This window comes from Vicinamibacterales bacterium (genome assembly GCA_036496585.1).
Lineage (GTDB): Bacteria > Acidobacteriota > Vicinamibacteria > Vicinamibacterales > 2-12-FULL-66-21 > JAICSD01.
In genome coordinates, this window is sequence record DASXLB010000072.1 from 1 (window position 1) to 16,704 (window position 16,704).

Here is a 16,704-nt window from a genome sequence, read left to right on the forward strand (position 1 = left end):
CGTTCGCCGGCATACGCTCGCGCGTGGGACGGCGACTAACGCACGTGCTCTCTACCCGTGGCCGCGGCCGCCGTGATCGTAGTCCCGCCTTTTCTTGTCCTTGTCCCAGTGGTGGTCGTGTTCCACCCTTCCGTGGTCGCCTTCCCAATACCCGTTGTAGTAATGCTGGCCTTCGTAGCGAGGTCCAACCCATCGCGCACCCGCGTACGGCGACTTCGTCCAGTAGCCGTTATGCCACGCGTAGTGGCTCCCGACGGGATACCAGTACCCGTCGATCCACACGTATTGCGGTCCCGGCCTCGCCGGCGCCGCATGCACCACCCGCGGCGCGGGCGGCGGCCCGATTCTGATCCCGAGTGACACTTGCGCGTCGACCGTTGATCCGACTCCGAGCAGCAGCACGCCCAGTAGTAGTGTCGTTTTCACAAGATGACGCATATCAGTCTCCGACTGGTCTTCCTGCAACGGGTGTGCCGTTCCCAAGCGCCGACTCGAGTGTGGAGGTCACATCGGGAAGGGTTACCTGATTGCCCTGGGCACGAGGTCCGCGTCCGTCAACGTCTGAAGAAACGCGAGCAGATCTTCGAGGTCCTGATCCGACATCGGCGGCGAACTATGACGCGGCCGGCCGTCGAGCGGCATCTGGGTGTCGATGTTGCCGCGATACGGAGCAGGCAGATCATCGAATTTCTGCACGACGCCGTCCACGCTCGGATACCACAACTCCGGGTCCGTGTCGCGCGTGTTGTAGAAGCGGAGCACGTCGCGCAACGACTTCATCTGCCCGTTATGGAAGAACACCTTCCGGGTCGCGACGTTGCGCAGCGTCGGCGTCTTGAACATTCCGCAGTACCTCGCACTCTCCGGCAGCGGGTGGTCCAGCCGGCCGCAAAGCCCGAGATCGGAGTACGCCGGATCGCGATTGGCCGGAATGTCCCGGTTGCGTGGCACACCGATCGCCGCATAGGTGAAGTCCGTGAAGAGGCGCACCGAACCGTTCAGCCCAGCGCCGTTGTAGTGGCAGGCGAAGCAGTTGCCTTTCGCCGGATCGTTGTAGACGGAAAAGCCACGACGCTCCTGCGGCGTCAGCTCGCCGCCGACCTTGTTGCTCGCATACCGATCGTACTTGCTCGTGTAAGGGTGGAAGCTGTCGTCCTCGAGCTGAAACGTCTGGAGCGCGGTCGCCGCCGCGCGAAACGCTTTGTCCGTGTCCGAGAAGATGCCGCGGCCAAACGCGTCTTCGAATTCGCGCGCATTTGCTGATGCCGCGATCCTGGCGACCACATCCGCCGCGTCGCGGTTCGCCATCTCGTTGGCCGCGAGCAACGGAATCCGCGCCTGTTCGGCCAGCGTCGGCGCGCGCCCGTCGAGCGTCAGTCCGCCGCCGGGGCCTGGTTTGCTGGTTCCGTCCGGATTGTCCAGCAGATCGCTGTAGGGCGGCGTGTATTCGCTGTAGCGCAGGGACGGGGCCGCGCGGGTGCCGCGGTCGCCAAGCGTCGGGCCTCCCGGCTGCACGGCGAGATCGTTCGGTGGTGCATACGCGTGCGCGGGGTCGTGACAGGTGGCGCAGGACATCCGCCCTGATGCGGACAGCGATCGATCGAAGAAGAGCGCCTTGCCAACCTTCGCCGCCGGGCTCACTGCGGCCGATGCCGCGACGAAAGGGAGTCCGCTCAATGCGAGAGCCGCCCCGATCAGGACCAGACAGCAGGAGGTGCGCGTCATCGTCTCGTCGACTGGACGAGCGCCTCGTCGCGGGTCAGCGCCCAGGCGTTCAGCTGAGTGGCGTCAGGACCGCGCTGCGGACCGGACGTCGTGAGGAAGCCGCTTTTCTGCAGATAGTCCGCGGGAATCGCATAGGCATGATTCATCGCCCGCACGGCGTCGAAATGCGGGTCGCCACTCTCGACGTATTCCGGCAGCTGCGTCGGGTGGGCGTCGATGAACCTCTGCGTGTATTTCGTCCGGTTCATGTATGACCAGTCGTCCCCGGGATCGGCGAGGCCGAACATATCCTGAATCGTCCGCACGAAGGAGATGTGGCTGTAGGCGTCGCTGTCGACGACGTGCTTGGGGGCCAGCGGCTGGTTGGTGAGGACGCAGAAGATGCTGGTGCCGTGCCCTTTGTTGCCCTGGCTGTACTGCGCGATCGACTCGATCGAGACGGAGCCGTCGGCGTTCTTCGTCAACGCGCCGAGCGATCGGCCCGCAATCGTGCGTCCTGCGCTCGGATTCCATCCGCAGCAAGCAGTGAAGCCGGTCGTGTCCTTGCCCTCGTCGAACATGATGACGATCGCGGTCCGCTTGTCGCGGTTCGTCCAGACCGACGACGCCTGGATCTTCCGGATGAGAACATCCACGAAGGTGTCACCGCGATACACGATCGCGTCGCCGCCGCAGTCGCTTGCCGGCTGCAGCGTCGGGTTTGCCGCCGTCGTGCCCTGGGTCTTCACGCCGTGCATGTCGTCGCACTGGTCAGGCTCGAGGAAATTGAGGTTGCCGACGTCGCCGCTCGCCAGGTCGCTCCCGAACTGATCGACATTCCATCCCGCCGGCGTCGTCAGGGCCGCCTGCATGGCCGCGTCCCACTGGCCGCCTCCCAGCGTCCGGTTGTTGCGGACGAATTCCGGTGAGTTGCGGACCGCCTGGAAATTGACCGAGCCGTTGTGCTTGGTCGCATACAACCGCGCCGGCAGGCGCAGCATCAGACCAGGCACCCCGATCGCGCCGACGGGGCTGTCGGCGGGATAGACCCGGTCGGGCGCCAGGATCGTCTCGTCAGCCGCGCTGTCCAGCCGCCAGTCCCGGCCGGGATTCATCGACTCGCTGTAGACCCGCCACGTCATTCCGGCGGCCGACATGGCGGAGAAGAGGTTCGGCCTGTTCCTGATGTTGTGATTGGTCGGATTGGCACAGGGTGGCATTCCCACAGGCAATGGATCCTCGGGCAGGTCGGCCGAGTCCCCCTCGGGCACGCAATTCCACGGGGCATCGTCGGTGATGCCGAAATCATCTCCGGCCGCCAGGGCGAGGCGGTTGGGCTCGCTCGGATTCCCGGTCGAGAAGTAACTGGTGAACTGATTGCCGCTCTTCAGGTAGTCGTTGATCTTCGGGGCGAACGGCGACCCGACAATCGAGGACGTGGCCTTGTTCTCGAGCATGACGATGAACAGATGATCGTAACGCGGGATCGCCTCCAGGTTCATCGCCTCCTGCTGTGCCGCTTTGATCGTGAGGTCATGCCGATCCGCCATCGCCGCCGCGAGGGAGAAGCGGTTTGTCAGGATGACAGACTCGCGCAAGAGTGACGCGCGTGTGCGCCCGTCCGTGATCGTGGCGGGATCGCCGGCAACGGCCTCGGCAGGGACATCGATCCGCGACCCCAGCGTCTGCTGGGCGGTCGCCTTGTCCAGGCCATCCGCCTCCATCATCCGGACGATTTCAGTGGACAGCGGAGAGACGACGACTGTTCGCGAACCGAGATCCACCAGCGCGCGCAGCACGAGATGGCGGGGGACCGCCTGATCATCGATGGTCGCATCTGTGGAAATGTCGGCGACGAGCGGCCAGCCGTCCGGATCGGCCAGCACGAACGCGCCCGCGGCGTCGGTCGTTGTCGTCGGCTCGCCGGGCCCGCAGACGCCGTCGTTGTTGGCGTCGGCGCAGATCTGCGCGTGACGATAGTGCGCGGCCGCAGCGACGGCGGGCCAGGCACCCGGCGCGCCACTGAAGCCGCTGCCTGCGACGACTCCTTGGATCTCGGGAGTCGCTGGCCGCTGTACTCGACCTTGAAGGAAGACCGGTAGGCAGGCGGACGATATCGCCAGGAGGATCACTCGTCGCGATGCTATCGATGTGAACGGAGACATGTCAGGCTATCCCTTCGGGGTGATCTTGCCGGAACGATACTGCGACTTCGTAAACGGCACGTTACGCCGCCGCGACTGATTCATCCTCCATTCATTTTCCTGTCATCCAGCGTTCATGCTCGCGGTGCGCAGTCGCGAAGTTGCGCAGACGTGATGCCGGCGTCACAACCCGGTTACGACAAGTCTCTAGCCTGCGGGTGCTCGACGCGGACGATGCCAAACGCCAACCGCCAGTTGGGGTCATCCGCCCTGAGATTGGAGGCCAATGTCCATGCTCACCCGCGCGTCAACTGTGTCCATTCTGCTCTGTCTTCTGATCGTACCCGCGACCGCGCGGGCGCAAAGTGGAAGCGCCTCCATTCGGGGACGGGTCACTGATACGGCGGGCGGCGTCCTGCAAGGCGCGATCGTGACGCTGACGCCCACTGCCGCGAGTGCCGTGACCGACACGCAGGGCGCCTACAGCATCGCCGGGCTGCCGCCGGGCTCCTACACCGTAGAGGTGAACTATGTCGGCTTCACGGTATTCACCAAGATAGTCGCGGTGGCCGTGGGCGCCGCGACACAGGTGGATGCGACACTCGCCGTCGCGGGGCACAACGAAGAGATTTTGGTGTCGTCGGAGCGGCCGAGGGGCGAAGCGTTGCAGATCAACCGCCAGCGGACCGCAGACAACGTCGTCCAGGTCCTGTCGTCAGAGGTAATCACCAGCCTGCCGAACGCGAACATCGCGGACGCCGTGGGCCGATTGCCGAGCGTGACGCTGGAGCGCGACGAGGGCGAAGGCAAGTACGTGCAGATCCGCGGAACGGAGCCCCGCCTGAGTAACACGACGGTCGACGGCGTGAACCTGCCCTCACCCGAATCGGGTGTCCGCCAGATCAAGCTGGACACGGTGGCCTCCGACCTGGTGGATTCGATTGAGATCAACAAGACGCTGCAGGCGAATATGGATGGCGACGGCATCGGCGGGAGCGTCAACCTGCGGACCAAGACCGCAGCCGAGCGGCCGATGGTGATGCTGTCGGGGATGGGTGGATTCACGCCGATCATCGGCGGACGAGGAGTGGCGCAGTTTGGCGAAACAATCGGCCGGCGCTTCGGCAGCGAACACCAACTGGGCGTGCTGGTTGGCAGTACCTATGACTACAACGGCCGCGGCATCAACGACATCGAGCCGTCGCCGACCGTCACGAGCGCCAGCCCCCACTACGACAGCATGGACCTTCGCGACTACATGTACTACCGCAAGCGCTGGGGCGTCTCGGGAAGTGGGGACTATCGACTAAGCAACGCGTCCAGTATCTCCGTGCGGGGCCTGTACTCGGCATTCCGGAACTGGGGCCAGAAGGGCGTGTTCTCGCTGAACGACGGAGACGTGCCGGCGGCGAGCATCGACTGGCGCCGGCCGGAAACCGCGGTCTCGAACGTCGTCGCCGACGGGCGGCACATCATGGGGCACGACTGGCTGACCTGGAGCGTCGCGGGGTCGCGCTCGTGGAGTTCGGGCGGCAGCGGCGGCGCGAATTTTAAATGGAACGGCGCGGATCCGAACTGCGCCTACGACCCGGCGGCGACGACCGATCCCAACCTGCCGCAGTTCAGCTCGTCGTGTTACACCGCCGGTCCGACCAACACGACAGACATCGGGAACTACGCGCTGACGACTTGGCAGCCACCCACGAACGGCAAGTCGGTGCAGTTGAATTGGCAGGGCGCGGCCGCCTTCGGGAAGAATTACCGAGTGGGAGAACGTTTCGCGACGTTCGAATTTGGCGGGAAGATTCGGGACAGCCACAAGGACAACGATACAAACAGCCCGAAGTACACGGTCCAGAAGGGCCTGACGATCCCGGCGGCGCAGTTTGCCGGCAGCTTCACGGACCCGAACTACTACGATGGCCGCTATCCGTGGCCGCCGGCGATCGCGGACTACAGCCAGATCCAGAGCTACGTCGCGGCACATCCAGAGCAGTTCACGTTCAGCGGCGGGCCTGGGCCGAACAAGTCCAGCTTCGACCTGACCGAGCGCGTCACGGCGGGGTACGTCATGAACACCATGGACCTCACGTCGCGCGTGCGGCTGGTGGCCGGTGCCCGAGTCGAGTCGACGCACGTCGACACCTTGAGTTTCCAGGCCAGCACCGGCCAGCAAGACTTCAAGGGAGGCGGCGACTACACGGACGTGCTGCCCAGCGCGGCGCTGAAGTTCGCCACGTCGGAGAACGCGAACATCCGGGTGGCCTACAGCAGGGCGCTGTCGCGGCCAGACCCGTCGGACATCACGAAAGCCGTTGGTATACCCGACCTGACGCAAAATCCGCCGACGGTCAGTCTGGGGAATCCCGATCTGAAGCCGGAACACGCGAACAACTACGACATTCTGTTCGAACGGTATTTCACTCCGCTCGGGATGGTGCAGGCGGGGTACTTCTACAAGTCGCTGACGGATCCGATCATCGCGACAGAAACGCGCCCGACCAGCGGTGAGTGGGCCGGGTTCCTGGTGTCGCAGCCGGGCAACGCAGGGAGCGCGACCCTGCAGGGCATCGAGATTGCCTACCAGCAGCACATGAACTTCCTGCCTGGAGCCCTGGCTGGATTCGGCCTGTCCGCCAACTACAGCTATACGACGTCAACCGCGCATGGCATCCCGCTCAGGACCGACAGCCCGGCGCTGCTGCGGCAAGCGCCGCACACGTGGAACTTCAGTCCGACCTACGACCGCGGGCCCCTCTCGCTCCGGCTCGGCGTCAGCTACAACCAGGCGAACATCTTCGCCTACCAGTACCAGAACCTGAACAGCGACGGGACGCCGATGGCACCGGCCGATCTGACAGCGGGGGGCACCGCGGGGCCGGGCGGCGACAACTACCTGTACACGCACCTCCAGATCGACGCGCAGGCGGCGGTGCGAGTCGCCCATGACCTCACCGTAGTGGTATCCGGACTGAATCTGAACAACGAGGTGTTCGGCTTCTACAACGGCAGCCCGCAATATGTCGTGCAGCGCGAGTTCTACAAGCCAACGTTTGCGATAGGCATCCGTTTCAACCCGTCGCTCAAGTAAGAGGCGGCGCCGTGAACAATTCGCTCTCGATCACGTCGGCCTCATTCTGTCGATCCCGTCGTCTCAATGTTGACGTGCGAAACAGCCGAAGCCGGTGGCGCTACTTCTCGGCCTCGCCGGCCAGTTTCGTCCGCACGGTCTGGATCCAGTTCAACACGACCCGGATTTCCGATGGGCCGGCGGCCTCGTCGACGCGCTCAAGGATCAGAAACCGCCCGTCGGTCGACATCTCGATCGATCGGTTCCGGCTCGTGCGAGGAAGATCGACGACTTTGACCGGTCTTCCCACCGGCATGCCGCTGTCGGGATTGATCGCGATGCGGCTGATGCTCGGACCGTCGAGGTACTGCACGCCGCGGCCATCGGCGGTCCACGTCGGGTGCCGACCGCTGGGCGCGATCGGCCAGCTGCGTGTGGCGTCGCCGGCCGGACCGACCACGATTTCCGGAGTGCCGCCCTCGAAGTCGATGTGCGTGATCCATTTGCCGTTGGGCGAGAAGGTGGCTTCGACTTGTGCGCCGACGCCGGACGCGAGCGGGCGCACGGCATGTGGCGGCGCCGTCGAGACGCCGAACAAACTGAGCGTGGGATACTCCTGGATGTACGCGATGGTCCGGCCGTCGGGCGACCACGCCGTCGGATAGAACCGGCCGCTGTCGGTACCGGCAAGCTTCTCCGATCGATCGCCGCCGTCGGCGGCAATCGTAAAGAGCCCCTTCTGTGCGTTCGACCAGAACACCAGACGGCGGCCGTCAGGGCTCCAGGCGAAATCGTCGACGGACTCTTCCCGCGGCGTCACGCGTGTGAAACCGTCGTTCGTTGTGTCGAACACCCAGAGGCCGGATACGCCGTGATCGAGTATGGAGAGCGCGATCCGGTGGCCATCCGGCGAGACGTGCGCGGCGCGATAGGGCTTCGGCTCGAGCGGCAGGGCGTCGGTCGTGCCGTCGCGGTGCAGCCAGACGACGCGGGACAACGCATCGCGATGCTCCGCGGCGACGTACGCGAGAGTGCCGTTGGCCGCGACAGAGTAGTCGGCGGCGCCGGTGTCTTTCGTGAGGATGCCGTCGACCAGCGCGACGGGCGGTGTGGTGACCGTCAGGGTCCGCAGATCGAAGCCCGTGCCGTAGAGGACGCCGCGGACGATGTAGACGAGGTGGCCGTCGGCCAGATAGCGCGGCATCGAACCGTCCGGCACGAGAACGCGCCACGTCGTCGCGCCGCGCGGCAGCACGGCGATGGCCAGATTCCCGTCCTCGCGCATGATCGTGAAGAGCGTGCCGGCGCCTCCAGGCAGCACGTCGGGCCAGACATGAAGGAGCTCGCCCCGCGAGCGATCAGGTGTCGTCAAGACGACCGGCGTGCCGCCGTTCGCCGACACCTGGAAGAGTCCGGCCCACCGCCTCGCGGTCGCAAACACGATGTGCCCCTCGTCGTCCCAGCTGGCGCCGCGCAGATCGTCGAGCCTGGCGAGAGGGCAGAGGGCGGTCAGCGAGCCGCCGGCGATAGGTGCCTTTGCCAGCACCGGCGCGAGTTGATCGCCAACACTCGTCTGAAACACCACCCAGGCACCGTCGTGAGAGAAGAAAGGCGCGTGAGGATTCTGTCCGAGGTTGGGCAGCGCCACAGGCTCGAAGGCGTCCACACGTCGTGAGAGCAGCTGTGTGGCGCTCACGCGCGCCCCTTCGGGATCCAACCGGCGGCTGGCGTAGATGATGCGGCGCCCGTCGCGCGAAATCGACAGATCGGGAGTCGCGTCCCCGATGACCAACGACGCGCCTGAGGTCTGCGCGAGGGTGAGACGTGCGACATCGGCCGCAGGTTGAACGCTGCGAGGCCAAGCTGCGACGGCAATCGCGCCGGCGAGTGCGGCGAGCGCGATCCAGCCGGCCCGGCCGATCCGCCGGCCGCGCTGTGGCGTCCGCGGGTGCGACGGGTCGTCCGGCCCGGCTGATGGCACAGCGAGCTCGAGTCGAGCGTCGCCGATATCGCGAAGGCGCAGTTTCGGATCGCGCTCCAGGCAACGCTCGATCAGGTGCCGGATGCCCATCGGTGTCGACGGCGGGAGCGCTCCCCAGTCCGGGGGATCGCGGAGCACCGCCGATAGCGTGTCGCTCACACTCTCTCCCCCGAACGCTCGACGGCCCGAGAGCATTTCGTAGAGCACGCATCCGAATGCCCAGATGTCGGCTCGCTTGTCGACGGCCTTGCCCCGCGCCTGCTCTGGCGACATGTAGGCCGCGGTGCCGACGATGATCCCCATCTCGGTCGCCCGCGCCGTGACTGTCGGCGATTTCATCGCGTCGACGCTCGACCCGCCGGCAGGATCAATCGCTTTGGCGAGGCCGAAGTCGAGCACTTTCACCGCGCCGTCGGGACGCACCTTGATGTTCGCTGGCTTGAGGTCGCGATGGACGATGGCCTGCTCGTGGGCGGAGTCGAGCGCGTCGGCGATCTGTCTCGCCATCGGCAGCGCGTCGACGAGAGGCACAGGGCCGCGCGCGATCACGGCCGAGAGGTCCTCGCCTTCGACGAGTTCCATGACCAGCGCCGTCGTCCCTTCGGATCGCTCCAGTCTGTAGATCGCGGCGATGTTCGGATGGTTGAGGGCTGCGAGCACTTCCGCTTCGCGCTGAAAGCGGGCCAGGCGCTCGATGTCATCGGCAACCGCCGCCGGCAGTACCTTGATTGCGACGGACCGTTTCAGGTTCGTGTCGGTGGCCTTGTAGACTTCGCCCATGCCGCCGGCGCCGATCGGCGAGTCGATCTCGTAGGAACCGAGGCGGGCTCCCGGTTTCAGCAGCGTTGAGTCCTCCGCGGCACGGTGTCGGAGATGATAGCCAACTTGCGCCGTGAATGACAGCACGACGAGGCGCGTGCGCGGATGACAGTTCTCGGGGCACTATGACGAAGAACATGGGCAAGAGGGAGTGATGCTGGCGACATTTCGCGCTCTGATGGTCGCGCTCGGAGCCGTCGTCTACGCGACGCCGCTCGTCGCGCCGACGGTCACCATTGACGACGTCACCATCATCAATGTTGTGACGGGGAAGCTGTCCCCCCACATGACCGTGGTGGTCGACGGGAACCGGATCGCGAGCGTGGCGAAGACACGCCCCGGCGCGGCGCATTCGGGGACGGTGATGGACGGCACCGGCATGTATGTCATCCCGGGCCTCTGGGACATGCACGTCCACGCCTTTTTCAACAACGACACGTCGCGCTTCCACACGGCCAGCGAGCTGATGCTCCCGCTCTTCATCGCCAACGGGGTCACCGGCGTGCGCGACATGGGGAGCAATCTCGACGGGATCCTCGCCGCGCGCGACGCTGTGGCGGCGCACCAGCTGATTGGGCCCAGGATTGTCGCCTCCGGACCGATGCTCGACGGGCCCACCTCGCGCTACAAGGTGATCATCAAGGTGACCACGGCGGAAGACGGGCGCGCGGCGGTGCGGGAGCTGCACGACCGAGGGGTGGACTTCATCAAGACGCAGTCGCTCATCCCGCGCGACGCCTACTTCGGGCTCGCCGATGAAGCGGCGAAGCTCGGGATGCGCTTCGAGGGGCACGTCCCCGACGCGATCCGCGCGCAGGAGGCAGTCGCCGCGCACCAGCACTCCTTCGAGCACCTCCTCGGCGTGTTCGGCGCGAGCACGACCATCGAGGACGAGTTCATCGCCGGGAAGAAACTGTCGAACGCCGAAGTCCTCGCGGCGCGGTCCGAGGCGAACGAGAAGGCGATCATCGCGCTGCTCGCGAAGAATCAGGTGTGGCAGTGCCCGACGATCCTCTCCGACCTGGGGACGGCCGCCGATGTCGTCTCCGATCCTGGACTGCCTTACTGGCTCAGGAACACGGTGGACGAGTGGAAGCAGCGTTCGCTGCGCGCGCTCGACTCCACCGACACCGCGGCGGCAGAGGTCAAGCAGCGGTTCGGCCTGTGGGAGCTGTCGCTGACGATGAAGCTGCACGCTGCGGGGGTGCCGTTTCTGGCAGGCACCGATGCGCCTCAAGGGTTCGACCTCGTCCCCGGCGCGTCGCTACACAGCGAGCTCGACTGGCTGGTGCGAGCCGGGTTCACGCCGCTCGAAGCGCTGCAGACCGCCACCATCAACCCCGCCACCTACCTCGGTAGGACGAAGGATCTAGGGACGGTGGAGGCGGGGAAGATCGCGGACATCGTCGTGCTGGCGAGGAATCCGTTGGCGAGCATTGGCAATACGCGATCTGTCGTGGCCGTCGTCGCTGATGGGCGGTTCTACTCGACGACGGAGCTCAACAAGCTCCGGCTGCATCTGATGGATGTGGCCGCGAAGTAGTCGGCTCGCTGGCGGCGGTTCGCTCGTAACGCTGAACGGCGCTCTGCACGTTGAAGAACAGACGCTCCAGACCGAGGGTCCGGCCAAGCGCGGACTGCTGAACTACCGTGAGCACTTCGGGGTTGAGCGCCGCCATCCACACCGTCACCCCCTGCTGGCGCAGCCGCTGTTCGGCTGCGATCAACAGCTTGAGGGCCGTGTACTCGATGTCGATGAGCCCGCCGCAGTCGAGCAGCACCGTGGTCGGCTTCGACTCGTCGATCAGCGACAGGAGCCGGTCGCCGATGCCCTGGGCATTGAGGAAGAAGGCTCGCCCCTCGATCCGCGCGATGAGCAATCCCGGCCACGACTCGTCATCCGCATGCTCCCTGGAACGCGGCCGGAACACGTCGGTGCCGCGCTTGCGGCCGAGGACGTGCACCGTCGGATGAAAGGCCTGCTGTGCGAGCGCCAACAGCGAGACAATCACCGCCACCACGATGCCCTGGAGCGTTCCCAGCAGCAGCACCCCGACGAACGCGATCACCGCCCACCGGAATTCGATGCGGCGGACGGCCCGAATGTCGAGGAATTCGATCGGCTGGATCAGGCCCACCGAATAAGCGACGACGACCGCCGCCAGCGCCGCCTGCGGCATCAGGCCGATTAGGGGACCGAGTACCAGGAGCGACGCGATCGCGATTCCGGCTGTCACCAGGCCGGCGGCCTGGGTGCGTGCACCGGCCTTCCGGTTGACCGCGGTCTGGGTCGTACCTCCCCCTGCCGGCATCGCGCCGAAGAGCCCTCCCGCGACATTCGCCGCCCCAACCGCCAGCAGTTCCCGATTCGGCTGGAGACGCGGTTCACCAGGCGCGGCGAAGGCGCGCGCGGCAGCGATGCCTTCGGTGAAGCTCATCAAAGCGATGCCAATCGCCGCCGGCCCCATCCCCCACATGACGTCGAGGCGTGGGGGGACCAGTCTGGGGAGGCCGCCAGGTATCGCGCCGATCACGGCGACACCCGCGTGATCGAGTCCGAGCAGCGCGGATGCGCCAATCGCGAGACCGATCGCGATGAGTGGGGCGGGCGCGTGCGGAAGGAATTTCTCGACGAGGAAGATCACCGCCAGTAACGACACGGCGAGGACCAGCGTCGTCATCGAAGTCTGCGGTACATGCCGGATGATCGAAAGCAGATCCCTGAAGAAGCCAGCCTTGTCGATGTGGATGCCGAGCAGCTTCGGAATCTGATCGACGACGATCACCAGGCCGATGCCAGACTTGAATCCGGTCAGGACTGGTTCGGAAATGAAGTTGGCCACGAAGCCAAGCCGGATCGCCGATGCCAGCAACAGCAACAGGCCAACCAGCACGGTCAGCGTTGCCGAGGCCGTGATCAGTTCCGCACCGCCGCCAGGGGCGACGCGCCCCAGCTCCGCCGCCGTCAGGATGGCCAGGGTCGTCGTCGTGCTGACGCTGAGCGGCCGCGACGTCCCGAGCAGGGCATAGATCACCATCGGCACGCTGGCGGTGTAGAGCCCGACCTGCACTGGCAGGCCGGCGATGGTCGCGTAGGCGAGCGCCTTGGGCACGACGACGGCCGCGGTCGTCAGGCCGGCAAGGATGTCCAGGCGCAGCACGCCCTTCGAGGAGCCTGAGGCTCCGATGGTGACCGCGTGAGATCCAAGATCCGCTGTCATCGACGCACTCAGGGCCTCAAATCCCGAAATCCCATCCCGCGTGACCGGGACACGCAGGTTCACCCGCGCCCGAGCGGCGTCTCAGGCTTACTTGGACGCCAGCACCTGGCGTCCGTAGAGCGGTTGGATCGGGCGCGCGTCATGCGGATAGACCTTGCCAAAGGCGTCGGCCTGACCCTGTGAAATCTGCTCGGGCGTTTTCAGCACGAACCACGTGACGTTCTCGCTGCAGGGCGGAGTCGTGAGCGATCCCGCAAACGTGTAATACCCGTGATCCCGCGGCAGCAGGCCCGTCGCGTCGACCTGCACATCGTCCAGCTTCTGTTCCGGTCCCTCTTGCGTAGGCAGGTGCTGCCAGAGACCTGCGACGGTCGGGTTCGCAGCTCCCGCGTCAAGCAGGACGGCGACGACGGCGATCCTGCCATCGGGGGCCGTGTGCACGAGGTGCGCGACCATATCAAAGCTCTTGCCGTTGATTCGCTCTTCGCTGGGATGATGGAAATGAAACTGCGTCAGCTGGTATCGCGTGTCGCCGATGGTGATGAAGCTGCCCGGCGCGTAGTTGACCTGAATCGCGTGACCGTTGTTGACGATGTGCAGCGGCGTGCTTTGATAGGCGAACTGGATCGGCGGCAAGTCGGCCGGCTTGGGAGATCGGATGTCGATCGGGGCCTGCTGATGGCCCACCCGGCAGGCCCCGAAGGCCTTGTCGAGATCGCCCCAGTGATCGGGTCCGGTGCTTCCACCGTAGGTCCAATGCGGTCCCGTATGCTCCTGAGCGAACGCAGCGCCAACGACGAGCGCAACGGTTGCGAACACTCCGCATATGAGGGTCACGCGTCGAGTCGTCAAGGTCGTCATGGGTGCCTGCTCCTCGTGTCTTACGCGGGCTTACGATGCACGGCCGTATCTGTCGTCCCGAACGCTTGTTCCTGGGTGAGGCGCTCCGAGAGTCGTCCTTTCTCCGACGCCAGCACGTCGGCGGCGGTGAGCCGGCCGAAGAGGTCGAGCAGGCGCGCGATCACGCCGGTCCAACCGGTCTGGTGACTCGCGCCGAGACCCGCGCCGTTGTCTCCGTGGAAATACTCATAGAAGAGAATGAGATCGCGCCAGTGTGGATCCTCCTGGAACTTGGCCGTCCCGCCGTAGACCGGACGGCGACCGTCCGCGTCCCTCAAGAAAATCCCCGCGAGGCGTCGGGAGATCTCGTGGGCGACCTCGAAGAGCGTCATCCGGTGGCCGGATCCGGTCGGGCACTCGACCGTGAAGTCGTCGCCGTAGAAGGCGTAGAGGTTGAGCAGCCCGCGAACGATGAGCGTATTCACCGGTATCCAGATGGGACCCCGCCAGTTCGAGTTGCCACCGAACATTCCCGTGTCCGATTCACCCGGGAGGTAGGAGACGCGATGGGCGTCAGGGCCGACATGAAAGACAAACGGATGATCCTGGTGGTGGCGCGAGAGTGAGCGGATGCCGTAGGGGCTCAGGAACTCGTTCTCATCGAGCAGATAGCCGAGCACCCGTTCGAGCTGCTTCTTCGAGAGCGGTGAGAGCAGGCGGCGCCCGGCGTAGCCGATGAATCCCTCAGCGGTCGGAGCGACCTGCGCCACGACCTCGGGATAACGCTCTTTGTACAGCTTGACGAGCTCCAGGAGCCGAGGGTGTCTGGCGATGTCGTCCTGGCCGAAAATCGTGGAGGCACAGAGGGGGAGCAGCCCCACCATCGATCGAACCTTGAGCCGGGTCGCCGATCCGTCCGGCAGCCGCAGGACATCGTAGAAGAACCCATCCGTCTCGTCCCACATCTCGTCATGGTTCTCGCCGATGCGGTCCATCGCGTAGGCGATCCACATGAAGTGCCGGAGGAACGTGAAGGCGGCCTCTTCGTAGATGGGATCGTGGTCGGCGAGGATGAGCGCGATCTCGATCATGTTCTGGCAGTAGAACGCCATCCACGCGGTGCCGTCGGCCTGTTCGAGCGACCCGCCGGTCGGGAGCGGCGCGCTGCGGTCGAAGACGCCGATGTTGTCGAGGCCCAGGAACCCGCCCGCGAAGACGTTCCGCCCCTCGGGGTCCTTGCGGTTCACCCACCAGTTGAAATTGAGCATGAGGCCCTGGAACGAGCGCTCGAGGAAAGTGACGTCCGCCCGTCCGAGGCCGCTCTCCATCTTGTAGAGAAAGAGCGTCGCCCACGCATGGACCGGCGGATTGACGTCGCTGAAGTTCCACTCGTAGGCGGGGATCTGCCCATTCGGATGGCTGTACATGCTTCGCAGCATGAGGAGCAGTTGCTCCTTCGCGAAGTCGAAGTCGACGATCGACAGCGCCAGCGTGTGGAACGCGAGATCCCAGGCCGCGTACCACGGGTACTCCCACTTGTCGGGCATCGAGATGATGTCGCCGTTGAACATGTGGAACCAGTCGGCGTTGCGGATCCGCCGCTCCGAGCCCCCGAGGAGCGGATGCGCGTCGTGCTCTTTCAGCCAGGTATCTACATCGAAGAGGTAGTACTGCTTCGACCAGAGCATCCCCGCGAGCGCCTGGCGGTGGACCCGCCGCTCGTCCTCGTTCAGCGAGCCGGGAGCGATCCGATCGTAGAATTCGTCGGCATCCTTGCCCCGGGCGGCGAGCGCTGCGTCGAAGCTCACCCCAAACGGCTTCGCTGGCTGCGTCGCTGACAATCGCAACCGGACGACCGAGGCGCCGCCCGCCGGCACGTCGAGGATGTAACGCGCGGCAGCCTTCGTCCCGGTCTTCTGCGGGTTGACCGCCGCAGCGTCTCCAGAGACGACGTAGTGGTGGAAGGCGTCCTTGACGAAGGACGTCGGGTTCGGCTGTCCCCACAGGCGGGAGGCGTTGCTCTCGTTCTCCGTGAAGAGCAGCTCCGGACCGCCGTCGCAGGCGAGCGTATAGTCGCCGAGCTCGGGGTGGGTGGCGTGGATCGCTCCGTCGCGTTCCCTCAGGAGCGGCCTGGCGCCTTCCTTGCCCCACGACCAGGTGTTACGGAACCACAGCGTCGGGAGGACGTGGAGGCGCGCGGCCTCGGGCCCGCGGTTGTGCACCGTCACCTGGATCAGGATGTCCTCGGGCCCTTCCTTCGCATACTCGAGGAACACGTCGAAGTAGCGATCGTCGTGGAAGGCGCCGGTGTCGAGCAATTCGTACTCGAATTCTTCCCTCGACCGCTGCCGGCTTGTCTCGACAAGATCCCGGTAGGGGAACTCCCGCTGGGGATACTTGTAGAGGTACTTCATGTACGAATGGGTGGGGGTCGAATCGAGGTAGAAGTAGTACTCCTTGACGTCCTCGCCATGATTCGACTCGCCGTTCGTGAGCCCGAACAGGCGCTCTTTGAGGATCGGATCGCGCTCGTTCCAGAGCGCGAGCGCGAAGCAGAGCCGCTGGCCATCGTCGGAGAGGCCGCCGAGGCCGTCCTCACCCCAGCGATAGGCGCGCGAGCGGGACTGCTCGTGCGTAAAGTAGTTCCACGCGTCGCCCGACTCGCTGTAGTCCTCGCGCACGGTCCCCCACTGCCGCTCGCTCAGGTACGGCCCCCACTTCTTCCAGGGAATCCCCGCTTCCCTGGCGTCGTTGAGACGACGCTGCTCCGAGACGTCGACGGTTGGCGACGACCGGTCCGGCCCCTGCGCGCTCTTGGGCACGGCCGCCTGTGCTGATCCCGTTGGTCTATTCGGCATGATCCACGTCCTGCACCGTCGGTTTGCACGGCACTCCCTCCCAAATGCCGTGGCTCGCAACGGAATA

9 protein-coding genes are annotated in these 16,704 nt (G+C 65.4%); 2 read left to right on the plus strand and 7 right to left on the minus strand.

Features of this window, described 5'->3' with window-relative positions; all coding sequences use genetic code 11:
- Window positions 1–51 precede the first annotated feature (51 nt).
- From VGI12_20495 to VGI12_20505, 3 genes are all read right to left on the minus strand, one after another.
- Entirely contained in the window at window positions 52–426 is a 375-nt protein-coding gene (locus VGI12_20495; GenBank protein HEY2435061.1) for a hypothetical protein, read from the minus strand.
- Between the two features lie 93 nt (window positions 427–519).
- Entirely contained in the window at window positions 520–1,677 is a 1,158-nt protein-coding gene (locus tag VGI12_20500) for a cytochrome c peroxidase (protein HEY2435062.1), read from the minus strand.
- A gap of 44 nt (window positions 1,678–1,721) precedes the next feature.
- Entirely contained in the window at window positions 1,722–3,836 is a 2,115-nt protein-coding gene (locus VGI12_20505) for an alkaline phosphatase family protein (protein HEY2435063.1), read from the minus strand.
- 304 nt (window positions 3,837–4,140) lie between these two features.
- Between VGI12_20505 and VGI12_20510 the strand changes: the two genes are divergently transcribed.
- Window positions 4,141–6,939 carry a TonB-dependent receptor gene (locus VGI12_20510; protein ID HEY2435064.1) on the plus strand — a complete coding sequence of 933 codons (2,799 nt, stop codon included), beginning with the start codon at window positions 4,141–4,143 and terminating at the stop codon, window positions 6,937–6,939.
- Window positions 6,940–7,039: 100 nt separating this feature from the next.
- Here the strand turns inward: VGI12_20510 and VGI12_20515 are convergent, their stop codons facing one another.
- The gene (locus tag VGI12_20515; protein HEY2435065.1) at window positions 7,040–9,805 is read right to left on the minus strand and encodes a protein kinase; all 2,766 of its coding nucleotides are present in this window, start codon (window positions 9,803–9,805) and stop codon (window positions 7,040–7,042) included.
- A 67-nt stretch (window positions 9,806–9,872) separates the two neighbouring features.
- Between VGI12_20515 and VGI12_20520 the strand changes: the two genes are divergently transcribed.
- Complete coding sequence (locus VGI12_20520) at window positions 9,873–11,261, plus strand: amidohydrolase family protein (GenBank protein ID HEY2435066.1); 1,389 nt, start codon at window positions 9,873–9,875, stop codon at window positions 11,259–11,261.
- Here VGI12_20520 and VGI12_20525 read toward each other — a convergent pair.
- The 3 genes from VGI12_20525 to VGI12_20535 form a co-directional block, all read right to left on the minus strand.
- Window positions 11,218–12,939 carry a SulP family inorganic anion transporter gene (locus tag VGI12_20525; GenBank protein HEY2435067.1) on the minus strand — a complete coding sequence of 574 codons (1,722 nt, stop codon included), beginning with the start codon at window positions 12,937–12,939 and terminating at the stop codon, window positions 11,218–11,220. The two genes, VGI12_20520 and VGI12_20525, sit on opposite strands and share 44 nt — an antisense overlap.
- An 87-nt stretch (window positions 12,940–13,026) precedes the next feature.
- On the minus strand, window positions 13,027–13,800 hold the full coding sequence (locus tag VGI12_20530) for a carbonic anhydrase (GenBank protein HEY2435068.1): 774 nt from the start codon (window positions 13,798–13,800) through the stop codon (window positions 13,027–13,029).
- A 20-nt stretch (window positions 13,801–13,820) separates the two neighbouring features.
- Window positions 13,821–16,637 (minus strand): hypothetical protein, encoded by a 2,817-nt coding sequence (locus tag VGI12_20535; protein ID HEY2435069.1) that lies wholly within the window; start codon window positions 16,635–16,637, stop codon window positions 13,821–13,823.
- Window positions 16,638–16,704: the final 67 nt, after the last annotated feature.